The sequence below is a fragment of the Citrobacter sp. Ce006 genome (assembly GCF_030336535.1).
GTDB lineage: Bacteria > Pseudomonadota > Gammaproteobacteria > Enterobacterales > Enterobacteriaceae > Citrobacter > Citrobacter europaeus.
Genome location: NZ_JAOWDO010000072.1, coordinates 220,870 through 237,767, shown reverse-complemented (window position 1 = coordinate 237,767; position 16,898 = coordinate 220,870). Strand labels below are relative to the sequence as shown.

Annotated in this window: 16 protein-coding genes; 13 read left to right on the top strand and 3 right to left on the bottom strand. The window is 52.4% G+C overall.

Annotated elements, in window-relative coordinates; all coding sequences use genetic code 11:
- Positions 1-21 precede the first annotated feature (21 nt).
- The 6 genes from ampG to cyoE all read left to right on the top strand — a co-directional run bounded on the left by ampG (position 22) and on the right by cyoE (position 6,742).
- Positions 22-1,497, top strand: coding sequence for a muropeptide MFS transporter AmpG (ampG, locus tag OGV94_RS15510; RefSeq protein WP_100194044.1), 1,476 nt, complete (start codon positions 22-24; stop codon positions 1,495-1,497).
- 459 nt (positions 1,498-1,956) lie between these two features.
- Positions 1,957-2,904 carry a cytochrome o ubiquinol oxidase subunit II gene (gene cyoA / locus OGV94_RS15505; protein ID WP_047413039.1) on the top strand — a complete coding sequence of 316 codons (948 nt, stop codon included), beginning with the start codon at positions 1,957-1,959 and terminating at the stop codon, positions 2,902-2,904.
- A gap of 11 nt (positions 2,905-2,915) precedes the next feature.
- On the top strand, positions 2,916-4,907 hold the full coding sequence (gene cyoB / locus OGV94_RS15500) for a cytochrome o ubiquinol oxidase subunit I (RefSeq protein ID WP_043015399.1): 1,992 nt from the start codon (positions 2,916-2,918) through the stop codon (positions 4,905-4,907).
- Positions 4,897-5,511, top strand: coding sequence for a cytochrome o ubiquinol oxidase subunit III (locus OGV94_RS15495; protein ID WP_003021608.1), 615 nt, complete (start codon positions 4,897-4,899; stop codon positions 5,509-5,511). Before cyoB ends, OGV94_RS15495 begins: the two co-directional genes overlap by 11 nt.
- Entirely contained in the window at positions 5,511-5,840 is a 330-nt protein-coding gene (locus OGV94_RS15490; protein WP_043015398.1) for a cytochrome o ubiquinol oxidase subunit IV, read from the top strand. Before OGV94_RS15495 ends, OGV94_RS15490 begins: the two co-directional genes overlap by 1 nt.
- An 11-nt stretch (positions 5,841-5,851) precedes the next feature.
- Positions 5,852-6,742, top strand: coding sequence for a heme o synthase (gene cyoE / locus OGV94_RS15485; RefSeq protein ID WP_100194043.1), 891 nt, complete (start codon positions 5,852-5,854; stop codon positions 6,740-6,742).
- A gap of 64 nt (positions 6,743-6,806) precedes the next feature.
- On the opposite strand, the gene OGV94_RS15480 is transcribed toward cyoE, so the two are convergent.
- Positions 6,807-7,181, bottom strand: coding sequence for a DUF1493 family protein (locus OGV94_RS15480; RefSeq protein WP_172862779.1), 375 nt, complete (start codon positions 7,179-7,181; stop codon positions 6,807-6,809).
- 234 nt (positions 7,182-7,415) lie between these two features.
- Here OGV94_RS15480 and OGV94_RS15475 point away from each other — a divergent pair, with 234 nt between their 5' ends.
- Complete coding sequence (locus tag OGV94_RS15475) at positions 7,416-8,780, top strand: MFS transporter (protein ID WP_047413041.1); 1,365 nt, start codon at positions 7,416-7,418, stop codon at positions 8,778-8,780.
- Between the two features lie 94 nt (positions 8,781-8,874).
- Here OGV94_RS15475 and OGV94_RS15470 read toward each other — a convergent pair whose 3' ends face one another.
- A complete protein-coding gene (locus OGV94_RS15470) occupies positions 8,875-9,366 on the bottom strand; it encodes a YajQ family cyclic di-GMP-binding protein (protein WP_003831002.1) in 492 nt (163 codons plus the stop codon).
- A 174-nt stretch (positions 9,367-9,540) separates the two neighbouring features.
- Here OGV94_RS15470 and panE point away from each other — a divergent pair, with 174 nt between their 5' ends.
- From panE to OGV94_RS15455, 3 genes are read left to right on the top strand one after another with little or no spacing between them, the layout of a single operon-like run.
- The gene (panE, locus tag OGV94_RS15465) at positions 9,541-10,452 is read left to right on the top strand and encodes a 2-dehydropantoate 2-reductase (protein ID WP_043015394.1); all 912 of its coding nucleotides are present in this window, start codon (positions 9,541-9,543) and stop codon (positions 10,450-10,452) included.
- Entirely contained in the window at positions 10,415-11,005 is a 591-nt protein-coding gene (gene yajL / locus OGV94_RS15460) for a protein deglycase YajL (RefSeq protein WP_043015393.1), read from the top strand. Before panE ends, yajL begins: the two co-directional genes overlap by 38 nt.
- A gap of 32 nt (positions 11,006-11,037) precedes the next feature.
- Positions 11,038-12,090, top strand: coding sequence for a hypothetical protein (locus tag OGV94_RS15455; protein WP_286523743.1), 1,053 nt, complete (start codon positions 11,038-11,040; stop codon positions 12,088-12,090).
- A gap of 65 nt (positions 12,091-12,155) precedes the next feature.
- Here OGV94_RS15455 and thiI read toward each other — a convergent pair whose 3' ends face one another.
- The gene (gene thiI / locus OGV94_RS15450; protein WP_003021587.1) at positions 12,156-13,604 is read right to left on the bottom strand and encodes a tRNA uracil 4-sulfurtransferase ThiI; all 1,449 of its coding nucleotides are present in this window, start codon (positions 13,602-13,604) and stop codon (positions 12,156-12,158) included.
- Positions 13,605-13,812: 208 nt separating this feature from the next.
- Between thiI and xseB the strand changes: the two genes are divergently transcribed.
- From xseB to dxs, 3 genes are read left to right on the top strand one after another with little or no spacing between them, the layout of a single operon-like run.
- A complete protein-coding gene (gene xseB, locus OGV94_RS15445) occupies positions 13,813-14,055 on the top strand; it encodes an exodeoxyribonuclease VII small subunit (RefSeq protein WP_038638224.1) in 243 nt (80 codons plus the stop codon).
- The gene (gene ispA / locus OGV94_RS15440; RefSeq protein WP_043015390.1) at positions 14,056-14,955 is read left to right on the top strand and encodes a (2E,6E)-farnesyl diphosphate synthase; all 900 of its coding nucleotides are present in this window, start codon (positions 14,056-14,058) and stop codon (positions 14,953-14,955) included.
- Between the two features lie 24 nt (positions 14,956-14,979).
- Positions 14,980-16,842: a 1-deoxy-D-xylulose-5-phosphate synthase gene (gene dxs, locus OGV94_RS15435; protein WP_047413051.1), complete on the top strand. Its 1,863-nt coding sequence runs from the start codon at positions 14,980-14,982 to the stop codon at positions 16,840-16,842.
- The last annotated feature ends 56 nt before the right edge of the window (positions 16,843-16,898 follow it).

Below are 16,898 nucleotides of genomic sequence, written 5' to 3'. Positions count from 1 at the left end.
TCGTCGGGCCTATAGAAGCCCATGTCCAGTCATTACTTACGTATTTTTCAGCAACCACGTTCAGCTATCCTGCTCATACTGGGATTCGCCTCCGGTTTACCGCTCGCTCTGACCTCGGGTACGCTTCAGGCGTGGATGACGGTCGAGAATATCGATCTTAAAACCATTGGTTTCTTTTCTCTGGTCGGCCAGGCCTACGTGTTTAAGTTCCTCTGGTCCCCGCTAATGGACCGCTACACTCCGCCGTTTTTAGGTCGACGCCGGGGTTGGCTGCTGGCAACCCAGGTACTGTTACTGATTTCTATCGCCGCGATGGGTTTTCTGGAACCTGGTACGCAGCTGCGCTGGATGGCCGCGCTAGCGGTGGTGATCGCGTTTTGCTCAGCATCGCAGGACATCGTCTTTGATGCCTGGAAAACCGACGTGTTGCCCGCCGAAGAACGCGGCACCGGTGCGGCTATCAGCGTGCTGGGCTATCGCTTAGGGATGCTGGTTTCCGGTGGGCTGGCCCTGTGGATGGCCGATCGCTGGCTGGGCTGGCAGGGCATGTACTGGCTGATGGCGGCGCTGATGATACCTTGTATCATCGCGACCCTGTTGGCCCCCGAACCAACTGATGCCATTCCGGTGCCCAAAACGCTGGAGCAGGCGGTAGTCGCCCCGCTGCGCGACTTCTTTGGTCGTAACAACGCCTGGCTGATCCTGCTGCTGATTGTGCTGTATAAGCTTGGGGATGCTTTCGCCATGAGCCTGACCACCACCTTTTTAATCCGCGGCGTTGGGTTTGATGCGGGTGAAGTTGGCGTGGTGAATAAAACGCTCGGTCTGCTGGCCACCATCGTTGGCGCGCTGTACGGCGGGATCCTGATGCAGCGCCTTTCGCTGTTTCGCGCCTTGCTGATTTTCGGCATCCTGCAGGGGGCGTCGAATGCGGGTTATTGGTTACTGTCCATCACTGACAAACACATGTTCAGTATGGCGGCCGCCGTCTTCTTTGAAAACCTGTGCGGTGGAATGGGCACGGCAGCGTTTGTCGCCTTATTAATGACGCTGTGCAATAAGTCCTTCTCAGCGACCCAGTTCGCCCTGCTCTCCGCGCTTTCAGCCGTTGGTCGCGTTTACGTTGGCCCGGTAGCGGGTTGGTTTGTCGAAGCGCACGGTTGGCCAACGTTTTATTTGTTCTCCGTGTTTGCCGCGATCCCCGGCCTCATACTGCTGCTGGTTTGTCGTCAGACGCTGGAGCATAGCTGGAAAAATGAAAGCTTTATTCCACGCACGGAATTTCGTGGGGCGTACAGCCTGGCATTAATGACGTTGGTAGCGGGCTGCTGCTTACTGCTGGTTTGGCTACTGCTGTTAACTATGAACGCACTGGATTACACCAACTTCTCCTTCCTGCCGGAACTGCTTGAAGTCTCAGTGGTGGTCGCGGTCTGTGGAGTCGTTTTTGGTGGATTGCTGGATTATCTGGCACTGCGCAAAACCCGGCTGGCGTAACAATCCGCATTAATATCGCCGTTGTAATCACCTTGCGTAATTATAACGGCTAAATAAACAACAATCGCTAAAAATATAATTTGTTATTTTGTGCGCCAAAGAATTTGGAAATTATTGACGCCTTTTATATATACTATTTTCCTTACTCGATTCAGCCACTACAGATTTATTTTTTGTTCTTTAATTGTCTTTTTATTGATAATCAATTGTTAAACAATTGTTTTATTTTCGTATTGGTTATACCAATTGCCCTCAGCAAGTCCCTCGCCTGCCCGCTTTCGTTATAACGTGATGTTGCAACAGGTTCTTAAAGCCAAAGCGACATATATTGCAACATATGTGACATGCGCGGCAGAACCCAGTAACACAGATCCAAGGATGTTTACAGTAATGTAACCTTCCCGTAAAATGACCTCACACTTTAAACGCCACCCGGTCCCGTGGAATTGAGGTCGTTAAATGAGACTCAGGAAATACAATAAAAGTTTGGGATGGTTGTCATTAATTGCAGGTACTGCGTTACTCAGTGGCTGTAATTCTGCGCTGCTTGACCCTAAAGGACAGATTGGACTGGAACAACGTTCATTGATACTGACGGCATTTGGCCTGATGTTGATTGTCGTTATTCCCGCCATCTTGATGGCTGTTGGTTTTGCCTGGAAGTATCGTGCAAGCAATAAAGATGCGAAGTACAGCCCGAACTGGTCACACTCCAATAAAGTGGAAGCTGTGGTCTGGACGGTGCCGATCTTAATCATCATTTTCCTTGCCGTACTGACCTGGAAAACCACTCACGCTCTTGAGCCAAGCAAACCGCTGGCGCATGACGAGAAGCCCATTACCATCGAAGTGGTTTCCATGGACTGGAAATGGTTCTTCATCTATCCGGAACAGGGTATCGCTACCGTGAATGAAATCGCCTTCCCGGCGAATACTCCGGTTGAGTTCAAAGTGACATCCAACTCCGTGATGAACTCCTTCTTTATCCCGCGTCTGGGTAGCCAGATTTATGCCATGGCCGGTATGCAGACTCGACTGCATCTGATCGCCAACGAAGCCGGTACTTATGATGGTATCTCCGCAAGCTATAGCGGACCTGGCTTCTCCGGTATGAAGTTCAAGGCTATCGCAACAAAGGACCGCGCCGAATTCGACCAATGGGTTGCTAAAGCTAAACAGTCCACGAACACCATGAGCGACATGGCAGCGTTCGAGAAAGTGGCTGTGCCAAGTGAATACAACCAGGTGGAATACTTCTCCAACGTGAAACCCGATTTGTTTAAAGACGTTATTAACAAATTTATGGCTCACGGTAAGAGCATGGACATGACCCAACCCGAAGGTGAGCACAGCGCACACGAAGGCATGGACATGAGCCACGCGGAATCCGCCCACTCCAAGGGTTGAGGAAGAATACGATGTTCGGAAAATTGACGCTGGATGCAGTGCCGTTCCATGAACCCATTGTCATGGTTACGATCGCTGCAATAATCATCGGTGGTGCGGCCTTACTGGGCCTAATCACTTACTTCGGTAAGTGGACCTATCTATGGAAAGAGTGGCTGACTTCTGTTGACCACAAACGCCTTGGCATCATGTATGTCATCGTTGCAATCGTCATGTTGATTCGTGGCTTTGCCGACGCCATCATGATGCGTAGCCAGCAAGCGCTGGCTTCTGCAGGTGAAGCGGGCTTCCTGCCACCTCACCACTACGATCAGATCTTCACGGCTCACGGCGTGATTATGATCTTCTTCGTGGCAATGCCATTTGTTATCGGTCTGATGAACCTGGTGGTTCCGCTGCAGATCGGCGCTCGTGACGTTGCGTTCCCATTCCTGAACAACCTGAGCTTCTGGTTCACCGTTGTCGGCGTAATCCTGGTTAACCTGTCTCTGGGCGTGGGAGAGTTCGCACAGACCGGTTGGCTGGCGTACCCGCCGCTCTCGGGAATAGAGTACAGTCCAAGCGTCGGGGTCGATTATTGGATATGGGCAGTTCAGTTGTCAGGTATTGGTACCACTCTGACCGGTATCAACTTCTTTGTGACCATCATTAAGATGCGTGCGCCAGGAATGACCATGTTCAAGATGCCGGTATTTAGCTGGGCATCTCTGTGTGCGAACATCCTGATTATCGCTTCTTTCCCAATCCTGACGGTTACCGTCGCGTTGCTGACCCTGGATCGCTATCTGGGTACCCATTTCTTTACCAACGATATGGGCGGCAACATGATGATGTACATCAACCTGATTTGGGCCTGGGGCCATCCGGAAGTGTACATTCTGGTTCTGCCGGTGTTCGGTGTATTCTCCGAAATCGCTGCAACCTTCTCGCGTAAACGTCTGTTTGGCTACACCTCACTGGTGTGGGCAACCGTGTGTATCACCGTTCTGTCGTTCGTTGTTTGGCTGCACCACTTCTTCACCATGGGTGCGGGCGCTAACGTAAACGCCTTCTTCGGTATTACCACCATGATTATCGCTATCCCAACCGGGGTGAAGATTTTCAACTGGCTGTTCACCATGTATCAGGGCCGTATCGTATTCCACTCAGCGATGCTGTGGACGATTGGCTTTATCGTCACCTTCTCAGTCGGCGGCATGACCGGCGTACTGCTGGCGGTGCCGGGTGCGGACTTCGTACTGCACAACAGTCTGTTCCTGATTGCGCACTTCCATAACGTTATCATCGGCGGCGTTGTATTTGGATGCTTCGCTGGTATGACCTACTGGTGGCCAAAAGCGTTTGGCTTCACGCTGAACGAAACCTGGGGTAAACGCGCATTCTGGTTCTGGATCATCGGCTTCTTCGTGGCATTTATGCCGCTGTACGTGCTGGGCTTCATGGGTATGACCCGTCGCCTCAGCCAGCAGATTGACCCGCAGTTCCATCCGATGCTGGTCGTTGCCGCCTGCGGTGCCGCGCTGATTGCACTGGGTATCCTGTGCCAGTTGATTCAGATTTACGTGTCTATTCGCGACCGCGAGCAGAACCGTGACCTGACCGGTGACCCATGGGGTGGTCGTACGCTGGAGTGGGCAACGTCTTCCCCGCCTCCGTTCTATAACTTTGCCATTGTGCCGCACGTTCACGAGCGTGATGCCTTCTGGGAAATGAAAGAAAAAGGTGAAGCGTACAAACAGCCTGCGCACTATGAAGAAATTCATATGCCGAAGAACAGCGGTGCCGGTATCGTCATTACCGCCTTCGCAACACTGTTTGGTTTCGCCATGATCTGGCATATCTGGTGGCTGGCGATTGCAAGCTTCGCAGGCATGATCATCAGCTGGATTGTGAAAAGCTTTGATGAAGACGTGGATTACTACGTGCCGGTCCCGGAAGTCGAAAAACTGGAAAATCAGCATTTCGATGAGATTACTAAGGCAGGGCTGAAAAATGGCAACTGATACTTTAACGCACGCGACTGCCCACGCGCACGAACACGGGCACCACGATGCAGGCCAGACCAAGATCTTCGGATTCTGGATCTACCTGATGAGCGACTGCATTCTGTTCTCTATTCTGTTTGCAACCTATGCCGTTCTGGTGAACGGCACCGCAGGTGGCCCAACAGGTAAGGACATTTTTGAACTGCCGTTCGTTCTGGTTGAAACATTCCTGCTGTTATTCAGCTCCATTACTTACGGCATGGCAGCGATTGCCATGTACAAGAACAACAAGAGTCAGGTTATCTCCTGGCTGGCGTTGACCTTCTTGTTCGGTGCCGGATTCATCGGGATGGAACTCTATGAATTCCATCACCTGATTGTTAACGGTATGGGCCCGGATCGCAGCGGCTTCCTGTCTGCGTTCTTCGCGCTGGTCGGCACGCACGGTCTGCACGTTACCTCCGGTCTTATCTGGATGGCGGTGCTGATGGTGCAAGTTGCTCGTCGCGGCCTGACCAGTACTAACCGCACCCGCATCATGTGTCTGAGTCTGTTCTGGCACTTCCTTGATGTGGTGTGGATCTGTGTGTTCACTGTTGTTTATCTGATGGGGGCGATGTAATGAGTCATTCTAACGAGAGCGGCGGCGCATCCCATGGCAGCGTAAAGACCTACATGACAGGTTTTATCCTGTCGGTAATCCTGACGGTCATTCCGTTCTGGATGGTCATGACGGGTGCTGCCTCTCCGGCCGTCATTCTGGGAACTATTCTGGCAATGGCAGTGGTACAGATTCTGGTGCACCTGGTGTGCTTCCTGCACATGAATAGCAAATCTGATGAAGGTTGGAACATGACGGCCTTTGTCTTTACTGTGCTAATCATCGCCATCCTGGTTGTGGGCTCCATCTGGATTATGTGGAACCTTAACTACAACATGATGATGCACTAAGAGCGGCGATTATGATGTTTAAGCAATACCTGCAAGTAACGAAACCAGGCATCATCTTTGGCAACCTGATCTCGGTGATTGGGGGGTTCCTGCTGGCCTCGAAAGGCAGCATCGACTATCCCCTGTTTATCTACACGTTGGTTGGGGTGTCACTGGTTGTGGCGTCGGGTTGTGTATTTAACAACTACATCGACAGGGATATCGACAGGAAGATGGAGAGGACCAAAAACCGCGTGCTGGTTAAAGGTCTGATTTCCCCTGCGGTCTCGCTGGTATACGCCACCCTGCTGGGTATTGCTGGCTTTATGCTGCTGTGGTTTGGCGCGAACCCTCTGGCCTGCTGGCTGGGGGTAATGGGCTTCGTGGTCTATGTGGGCGTCTATAGCCTGTATATGAAGCGCCATTCCGTTTACGGTACGCTGATTGGCTCACTCTCCGGCGCAGCGCCGCCGGTGATTGGCTACTGCGCCGTAACCGGTGTGTTCGATAGCGGTGCGCTGATTCTGCTGGCTATTTTCAGCCTGTGGCAGATGCCGCACTCTTACGCGATTGCGATTTTCCGCTTCAAGGATTATCAGGCTGCCAACATCCCGGTACTGCCGGTGGTGAAAGGTATTTCGGTCGCGAAAAACCATATCACGCTGTACATCGTAGCGTTTGCTATCGCCACGTTAATGCTAACCCTGGGCGGCTATGCTGGTTATAAATACCTGATTGTTGCTGCGGCGGTGAGCGTCTGGTGGTTGGGCATGGCGCTGCGCGGATATAAAGTGGAAGATGACAGAGTCTGGGCGCGCAAGCTGTTCGGTTTCTCCATCATCGCCATTACCGCGCTTTCCGTGATGATGTCAGTCGACTTTATGGTGCCAAACTCGCAGAACCTGCTGACTTACGTCTGGTAAGAATCTGCAGATACGAAAAGGGTGCTCTGGCACCCTTTTTATTTACTACGTTATTTTGAGAGCGTCAGGTCTCGTCTTTTTGTTCTTCAGGCCAGCTCTCAAACAACCATTTCCCCGCTTCAGCCGACTCAGCAAACATCCTTACGGTTAACGGTATGCGTGTTGCTTCCACTTCTTCCCGGTTAGCTTTGAACCATCTCGTGAATAGTGGCAGATTGTGCCATGGATAATAAGGTTTCCAGTTCACACATGATAAATCAACTTTGAACTCTTTCTCATATCGATCCAGAGCGCTGTGGAGATCATCTCCGGGGACATCAAACAATTCTGAGTCGAGTTCTAAAGGAACCTCCTTCCATTTTTCATCCAAATACCCAGGTATTTCTTCCCTGAAAAGTTTTAACACATCGTCCTGAATACTCACTAGAATGATGTCCACTGAATACAGTCATCAGCTTGAAACAATTGGTTATATTTATCGCGAAATACCATTTCCTTTTCCCTCTTTCCATTAGAAACAACCACAAAAAGACTACACCCGTAATTATCACAAGTAAATTAGTTGCGTTGGTAATTATTTCAATTATCCCACTACACAATTCCACATATCGTAGAGGTTTACCCCACCCCTTCCCCGCTTTACACTAGGCGCGAAATTAATACAGAGGTGGGAATGAACGATTACAAAATGACGCCCGGTGAGTTGCGCGCCACCTGGGGTTTAGGGACCGTATTCTCGTTGCGCATGCTTGGCATGTTTATGGTCCTGCCGGTTCTGACCACATACGGTATGGCGCTACAGGGCGCCAGCGAAGCGCTGATAGGCCTTGCCATCGGCATTTACGGTCTGGCGCAGGCCGTTTTCCAGATCCCCTTTGGTCTGCTCTCTGACCGCATAGGTCGTAAGCCGCTTATCGTCGGCGGGCTGGCGGTATTCGTTCTCGGCAGCGTAATTGCCGCCCTCTCCGATTCAATCTGGGGAATTATTCTCGGCCGGGCTCTGCAAGGCTCTGGCGCGATTGCCGCCGCTGTGATGGCGCTGCTTTCCGACTTAACCCGTGAGCAAAACCGAACGAAAGCGATGGCGTTTATCGGCGTCAGCTTTGGTATCACTTTCGCCATTGCGATGGTGCTGGGGCCCATCGTTACCCATGCGCTGGGGCTACACGCGCTGTTCTGGATGATTGCCGCTCTTGCTACCACGGGTATCGTGCTGACTATTTGGGTCGTTCCTAATAGTACCAACCACGTGCTGAACCGCGAGTCGGGCATGGTAAAAGGCAGCTTCAGCAAAGTGCTCGCGGAACCTAAACTGCTGAAGCTCAACTTCGGCATCATGTGTCTGCACATTTTGCTGATGTCTACCTTCGTCGCCTTACCGGGCCAACTGGCGAAAGCAGGCTTCCCCGCCGCCGAACACTGGAAAATTTATCTGGTGACGATGCTGCTGTCTTTTGTTTCCGTGGTGCCGTTCATCATTTACGCCGAAGTGAAGCGCCGGATGAAACGCGTGTTCCTCGCCTGCGTGTTACTGATTCTTATTGCAGAGATTGTATTGTGGAGCGCTAACATTCGTTTCTGGGGGCTGATTGCGGGCGTTCAGATATTCTTCCTCGCCTTCAACCTGATGGAAGCCCTCCTCCCCTCGCTTATCAGTAAAGAATCTCCGGCTGGCTATAAAGGCACGGCGATGGGCGTTTACTCCACCAGCCAGTTCATCGGTGTGGCGATTGGCGGTTCGCTCGGCGGTTGGGTAGTCGAAATGTTTGATGGTCAGACAGTATTCCTGGCTGGTGCGCTTCTGGCGGCAGTGTGGTTATTGGTGGCAAGTACAATGAAAGAGCCGCCGTATGTCAGCAGCCTGCGGGTGGAAATCCCACCTGAAATTGCTGCGGATGACACCCTGAAGCAGCGTCTGCTGGCTAAAGAAGGGATAAGCGAAGTGTTAATTGTCGCGAAAGAGCACTCGGCCTACGTGAAAATCGACAGCAAAGTGACGAATCGATTTGAGGTTGAGCAGGCCATCAGCCAGGCGTGAAGATTGCCGGATGGCGGCTATCACCTTATCCGGCCTACCAATAGCGTGTGCTACCTGTAGGCCTGATAAGCGTAGCGCCATCAGGCATTACGACTTAATCGCGGAAGTTCTTAAACTGGAATGGCTGGCCGAGATCGCCACCGCGAACCAGCGCCATAACGGATTGCAGATCGTCACGCGCCTTACCGGTCACACGAATTTCTTCGCCCTGAATCTGCGCCTGCACCTTCAGTTTGCTGTCTTTAATCAGCTTAACGATTTTCTTTTGCACCGCGCTTTCAATGCCCTGCTTCAGCTTAGCTTCCACAAACCAGGTTTTACCGCTGTGCACGAAGGTTTCTGGTACGTCCAGCGACGTGCCCTCAATACCGCGCTTCAACAGCTTGGCACGTAAAATATCCAGCAACTGGTTGACCTGGAAATCAGACTCGCTCAGCACCTTAATCGTCTTATTTGACTCATTCAGCTCAAAAGTCGCTTCAACGCCACGAAAATCAAAGCGTGATTCCACTTCACGGCTGGCGTTATCTACCGCGTTACGGGCTTCCTGAAGATCAACTTCAGAAACAATATCGAAAGATGGCATCTTTTCCTCTCCCTTCATTTTTGATGCGAAGCATAATACCTGCAAAGTTACACAACAGACAGCGCTATACTAGGCTGTATCCTTTAATTGTACGTGGTACTGACACCTGCGAACAATAATGGGGTACGGCCGATATGGATTAACACCTGGTGCTGTTGCAGGTGAGGAGGAAAAATGAAAATTACCGTACTGGGATGTGGAGCGTTAGGACAGCTTTGGCTAACCGCGCTGTGCAAACATGGACATGAAGTTCAGGGGTGGCTACGCGTACCGCAACCCTATTGCAGCGTTAACCTGATCGACACGGATGGGTCAGTTTTTAATGAATCCCTGACGGCAAACGACCCCGATTTTTTGGCGAAAAGCGACCTGCTGCTGGTCACCCTGAAAGCCTGGCAGGTTTCTGATGCGGTAAAAGGCCTGGCCGCAATACTGCCTGAAACCACTCCCATTCTGCTGATTCACAACGGTATGGGGACGATTGAAGAACTGCATAACATTAAGCAACCTCTGCTGATGGGCACCACCACCCACGCGGCACGCCGTGACGGGAACGTCATCATTCATGTCGCTCAGGGTACTACAAGGATTGGTCCGGCGCGTGAACAAGACGGTGATTTCAGCTATCTGGCTGAAGTCCTGCAAGAAGTGCTGCCGGACGTCGCCTGGCACAACACTATCCGCGCCGAGCTATGGCGCAAGCTGGCAGTAAACTGCGTTATTAATCCGCTGACCGCATTATGGGATTGCCCAAACGGCGAGTTACGCCATCATCCAGAAAAAATAGCACTCATCTGCGAGGAAGTAGCAGCGGTCATTGAACGCGAAGGCCACCACACATCAGCGGATGATTTACGCTATTATGTCGAGCAAGTAATTGACAGTACTGCGGAAAATATCTCATCGATGCTGCAAGACATTCGTGCGCTGCGCCATACTGAGATCGATTACATTACCGGCTATTTGTTAAAACGCGCCCGCGCGCACGGCATCGCCGTCCCGGAAAATGCCCGCCTGTTTGAAATGGTTAAGAGAAAGGAAAGTGAGTATGAGCGCTCAAGCACTGGTATGTCTCGCCCCTGGTAGTGAAGAAACCGAAGCGGTCACCACTATCGATCTGCTGGTTCGCGGCGGGATTAAGGTCACGACCGCAAGCGTCGCCAGCGATGGCGGCCTGGCTATTGTGTGTTCACGCGGAGTGAAGCTGCTGGCGGATGCGCCATTAGTGGAAGTTGCTGACGGCGATTTCGATATCATCGTGCTGCCGGGCGGAATTAAAGGCGCCGAGTGTTTTCGCGACAGCCCTCTGCTGGTCGAAACCGTGAAACAGTTTCATCGCTCCGGGCGCATTGTCGCAGCAATTTGCGCCGCTGCCGCCACCGTCCTCGTCCCACACGATATTTTCCCCATCGGAAATATGACGGGCTTCCCGGCGCTGAAAGACAAGATCCCCGCTGACCAGTGGCAGGACAAGCGCGTCGTATGGGATCCGCGCGTCAATCTGTTAACCAGCCAGGGACCGGGAACCTCAATCGATTTCGGTTTAAAAATCATTGATCTGCTGGTGAGTCGCGAAAAAGCTCACGAGGTGGCGTCACAGCTGGTGATGGCCGCGGGAATTTATAACTACTACGAGTAAACTTTCAGGCCACTCACATACAAGGAATTATAATGAAAGGATATCTGAGCACAGTGGCTTTACTGCTCTTTTCTGGTTACGCCTGTGCAACACAGCTTGAAATAAAAAACCTTGAGTATCGCTATCCCGCAAGTACTGAGATGCAGTATCGCGTGCCGTGGTTTACTTCAAAGGAAAGCCCACAGGTTGCAAAACGCATTAACGATTATATTTTCGCCAGCTTTATCAATCAGCTACCGGGAAATAATCCGCAAACGACAGTGAATCAGTTTGCAAATTCAGAGATGAACCCTACCGCAAACCTTGACTACACGATTGAGTATCGCGATGCCAATGTCCTGACCCTGAATATGTTTGTCGAAGGCTGCGGAGCGTATTGCGAGTCATACAATGTGCCGATCAGCTTCGATTTGGCCAGCGGCGCGGCAATTACCCTTAACGATCTTTTTTCCCGCTCCACGATGGCCGAATTAAACACCCGCATCAGAAAAGATATCCGCAGCCAAATTGATACCTTTGTTACGGCACAGAAGGACGGTGGAGATCCTGGCTATGCCGAATTCTACGCCTCGTGCGCAACCTACACTGACGGGTTGTACTACATCGACAGATTCTCCCTGCAAAAAGATCATCTGGCTTTCCTGAACGGACGCTGTAGCAACCATGCCAACCGCGCGGGTGACGAGCTGGGCGATTTCACCACGAAAATCCCTACCGGTGAACTGCATAAACAGTTCACGCCATACGGCCAGTATCTGACTGGTGCAAAGAGTACAACACCGGTTGAGCCCACTCCCGGCATTGACGGCAAGGTCATGTACGGCACGTTGGGAAAAAGCATGCGTATTGTGCTGAAGGTGGACTGCAAATACGGTGATTTTTTTGAAGGGGCTTACTTTTACCAGAAATTTGGCGCACCGATTGAATTAACCGGTAAGTGCGACACAGCCGACAATCGACATTATGAACTGAAGACGTCTGCCGCTGAACAATCGGAAGAGAAGATAACGCTGGAGTTAAAAGACGGTGTCTATCAGGGCGTCTGGGAATCGAACGGAAAGACACTACCCGTGCGTTTTGAATAATATCGTTATATTGCCGGATGGCGGCGTAACCGCCTTATCCGGCTTACAACACGGTGTTTAGTCAATTACGGGCGGTACACCTTCACGTTTTCAAAGCCCTGCTCGCGCAGATACAGCGCCTGCAGGCGGCTCATCACCCCGCGTTCACACCACAGCAGCCAGGTTTTACTCTGGTCCAAATCGCCGAATTTAGTGCTCAGTTTGTAGAACGGCAGAGAAACGACGTCCACACCGTCAACTTTCAGCGGTTTGTCATCCTGTTCATCCACCGAACGGATATCCAGAATCACATCGTTCGGGCCGAAGCCGCTCACGGTTTCAACTTCCACCACGGTCTGCTGTGTCTGCTGAGCGATATCGCGAATATCGATATTGTTGGCTTCTTCAACCACCTTATCGAGGATAGAGAAATCGAAGTTTTCTTCTTCAGCCTCAATCTTCGCTTTAACCGCTTTCACCGTCGGGCTTTTTGAAATCACACCACAGTATTCCGGCATGGTACGGGCAAAGTCCTCGGTACCAATTTCACGCGCCAGATTGATGATGTGCTCTTTATCATGGGAGATAAGCGGGCGCAGGATCAGGGTGTCAGATACGTTATCGATCAGGCGCAGGTTGGTCAGCGTCTGGCTGGACACCTGACCCAGTGCTTCACCGGTGACCAACGCCTGTACGCCGTAGCGCTCAGCGACTTTCGACGCCGCGCGTACCATCATGCGTTTGAGGACCACGCCCATCTGGCCGTCGTCGACTTTCTCCAGGATCTCGCCAACCACCGGCTCAAAGTTGATTGCAACAAAACGCACGCGATGCGAGCTGCCAAAGCGATTCCACAGATAATGCGCCACCTGGCGAACGCCGATTTCATGCGCTGCGCCGCCGAGGTTGAAGAAGCAATAGTGTACGCGGCAGCCGCGACGCATCAGCATGTAGCTGGACACACCGGAGTCGAAACCACCGGAGATCAGCGACAGTACGTCTTCCTGCGTACCAATCGGGAAACCGCCAATACCTTCATAGCGGCCTTTAACCAGCAGCAGACGGTCGTTTTCGATTTCAAGATTAACCGTCACGTCCGGCTTCGTCAGCTTCACGCGTGCGGATTCAATATGCTGGTTCAGTCCACCGCCAACATAGCGTTCCACCTCAATGGAGCTAAACTCATGCTTACCGCGACGCTTAACGCGTACGCAGAAGGTTTTACCTTCCAGTTGATCGCGATACTGCACCAGCGCTTTCTCGAAAATATCGTGCATATCGGTAAACGGCACGTCTTCTACTTCGAGAATATGGTGGATCCCCGGAATACGGGTCAACGCGTCGCGTATATCCAGGCGCTGGCTTTCATCTTTAGCGCGAACCTCAACGTGATCCCAGTGACGGACAACGGCAAGGTCTTCATCATAATGCTTTAAAACGTTACGAATGTTCCCTGTCAGAATTTTTATAAAGCGCAAACGCACAGATTGGCTTTTGATGGTGATTTCTGGGAACAATTTAATGATAAACTTCATGGCGGCAATGGTTCTTTGGCAAGTCTGAACGACTTGTAATGGAAAAAAATACAGCAGCCCATACCCTGCGGCTGCATCCAGGCGCGCAAGTATACCACTATCATGGTCATCCTGTGCACATCGCCTTACCATTGCGCGTTATTTGCTTATCAGTACGAGTCCGTTACCATAGTCTTGTGCTGCCAATACAGAGAGTCAGACATTCATTATGCCGAAGAAAAATGAAGCGCCAGCCAGTTTTGAAACAGCGCTGAGCGAGCTGGAACAGATTGTTACCCGCCTGGAAAGCGGCGACCTGCCGCTGGAAGAAGCGCTGAACGAATTCGAACGTGGCGTACAGTTGGCGCGTCAGGGACAGGTCAAATTGCAACAGGCTGAACAGCGCGTACAAATCCTGCTGTCAGATACTGAAGACGCCGCCCTTACGCCTTTCACACCGGATAATGAGTAAATGGATTTTACGCAGCAGCTACAGGCATGCGTTGAGCAGGCCAACCAGGCACTGAGCCGTTTTATTGCGCCATTGCCCTTTCAGAACACTCCCGTGGTCGAAACCATGCAATATGGCGCATTATTAGGCGGTAAGCGTCTGCGCCCGTTCCTGGTGTATGCGACCGGTCAGATGTTTGGCGTTAGCCTGAGTACGCTTGATGCTCCCGCTGCCGCCGTCGAGTGCATTCATGCCTATTCGCTAATGCATGATGATTTACCCGCGATGGACGACGATGACCTGCGCCGCGGTCTGCCGACCTGCCACGTAAAATTTGGCGAGGCAAACGCGATCCTGGCCGGAGATGCGCTGCAAACGCTGGCGTTCTCTATTATCAGCGATGCCCCGATGCCGGAAGTGTCCGATCGTGACCGCATCGCGATGATCTCTGAACTGGCCCGGGCCAGCGGTATTGCCGGTATGTGCGGCGGTCAGGCGCTGGATCTGGAAGCTGAAGGTCATCAGGTTGAGCTGGATGCGCTGGAGCGTATTCACCGCCATAAAACCGGGGCACTGATTCGCGCCGCCGTACGTCTGGGAGCATTAAGCGCTGGCGATAAAGGGCGAGAATGCCTGGCAATACTCGACAAATACGCAGAAAGCATCGGTCTGGCCTTCCAGGTTCAGGATGACATCCTGGATGTGGTAGGCGATACTGCAACATTGGGTAAACGTCAGGGTGCTGACCAGCAGCTTGGCAAAAGTACCTATCCTGCACTTCTGGGTCTTGAGCAAGCCCAGAACAAAGCCCGGGATTTAATTGAGGATGCCCGCGAGTCGCTAAGTTTGCTGGCCGCACAGTCACTCGATACCTCGGCACTGGAAGCGCTAGCGGACTATATAATCCAGCGTGATAAATAAACCAACATATCCCATGAGCTTGCGATGAGTTTTGATATAGCCAAATACCCGACCCTGGCGCTGGTCGACTCCACCCAGGAGTTACGCCTGCTGCCAAAAGAGAGTCTGCCAAAGCTTTGCGACGAACTGCGCCGCTATTTGCTCGACAGCGTAAGCCGTTCCAGCGGGCACTTCGCCTCTGGTCTGGGCACGGTGGAACTCACCGTCGCGCTGCACTATGTCTACAACACCCCGTTTGACCAGTTAATCTGGGATGTGGGACATCAGGCTTACCCGCACAAAATTCTGACCGGCCGCCGCGATAAAATCGGCACCATTCGTCAGAAAGGCGGTTTGCATCCGTTCCCGTGGCGCGGTGAGAGCGAGTATGACGTACTGAGCGTTGGGCACTCCTCAACGTCCATCAGCGCCGGTATTGGTATTGCGGTTGCCGCCGAGAAAGAAGGCAAAGATCGTCGTACCGTTTGTGTGATTGGCGACGGCGCTATCACCGCCGGGATGGCGTTTGAAGCGATGAACCACGCGGGTGATATTAAGCCCGACATGCTGGTTATCCTCAACGACAACGAAATGTCGATTTCAGAGAACGTCGGCGCGCTGAACAACCACCTGGCGCAACTGCTCTCTGGCAAACTCTACTCCTCGCTGCGCGAAGGCGGGAAGAAAGTTTTCTCCGGCGTGCCGCCGATTAAAGAGCTGCTCAAGCGTACCGAAGAACACATCAAAGGCATGGTTGTGCCGGGTACGCTGTTTGAAGAGCTGGGCTTTAACTATATTGGTCCGGTAGACGGTCACGACGTGCTGGGGCTTATCACTACGCTGAAGAACATGCGCGACCTTAAAGGTCCGCAGTTCCTGCACATCATGACCAAAAAAGGTCGTGGTTACGAGCCTGCGGAAAAAGATCCGATTACCTTCCACGCGGTACCAAAATTCGATCCGTCCAGCGGATGCCTGCCGAAAAGCAGCGGCGGCCTGCCGAGCTATTCAAAAATCTTCGGTGACTGGCTGTGCGAAACCGCAGCGAAAGACAATAAGCTGATGGCGATAACTCCGGCGATGCGTGAAGGCTCCGGTATGGTGGAGTTCTCACGTAAGTTCCCGGACCGCTACTTCGATGTGGCGATTGCCGAGCAGCACGCGGTAACGTTTGCTGCCGGTCTGGCGATTGGCGGCTATAAGCCGGTCGTGGCTATTTACTCTACCTTCCTGCAACGCGCCTACGATCAGGTGCTGCATGATGTCGCCATTCAGAAACTGCCGGTCCTGTTCGCCGTTGACCGGGCTGGTATTGTTGGCGCAGATGGGCAAACCCACCAGGGGGCGTTCGATCTTTCCTTCCTGCGCTGCATCCCGGAAATGGTCATTATGACCCCGAGCGATGAGAACGAATGTCGCCAGATGCTGTTCACCGGCTATCACTACAACGACGGCCCAACGGTTGTACGCTACCCACGCGGTAACGCGGTGGGCGTTGAGCTAACGCCGCTGGAGCAACTGCCAATTGGGAAAGGCATCGTGAAGCGTCACGGGGAGAAAGTGGCGATACTGAACTTCGGTACCCTAATGCCGGAAGCCGCGCAGGTCGCAGAGTCGCTGAACGCCACGCTGGTTGATATGCGCTTTGTCAAACCGCTGGATGAGACGTTGATCCTCGAAATGGCAGCCCAACACGAGGTGCTGGTCACCCTCGAAGAGAACGCCATTATGGGCGGCGCTGGCAGCGGCGTAAACGAAGTGCTGATGGCCCATCGCAAACCCGTTCCGGTGCTGAACATTGGCCTGCCTGACTTCTTCATCCCGCAGGGGACTCAGGATGAGGCTCGCGCCGATCTGGGTCTTGATGCCGCCGGCATTGAGGCCAAAATCAAGGCCTGGCTGGCATAATCCTCTCTCCGCTCCTGCTATGCTTAACTCATCACGAGCTAAGCAGGAGTGGATTG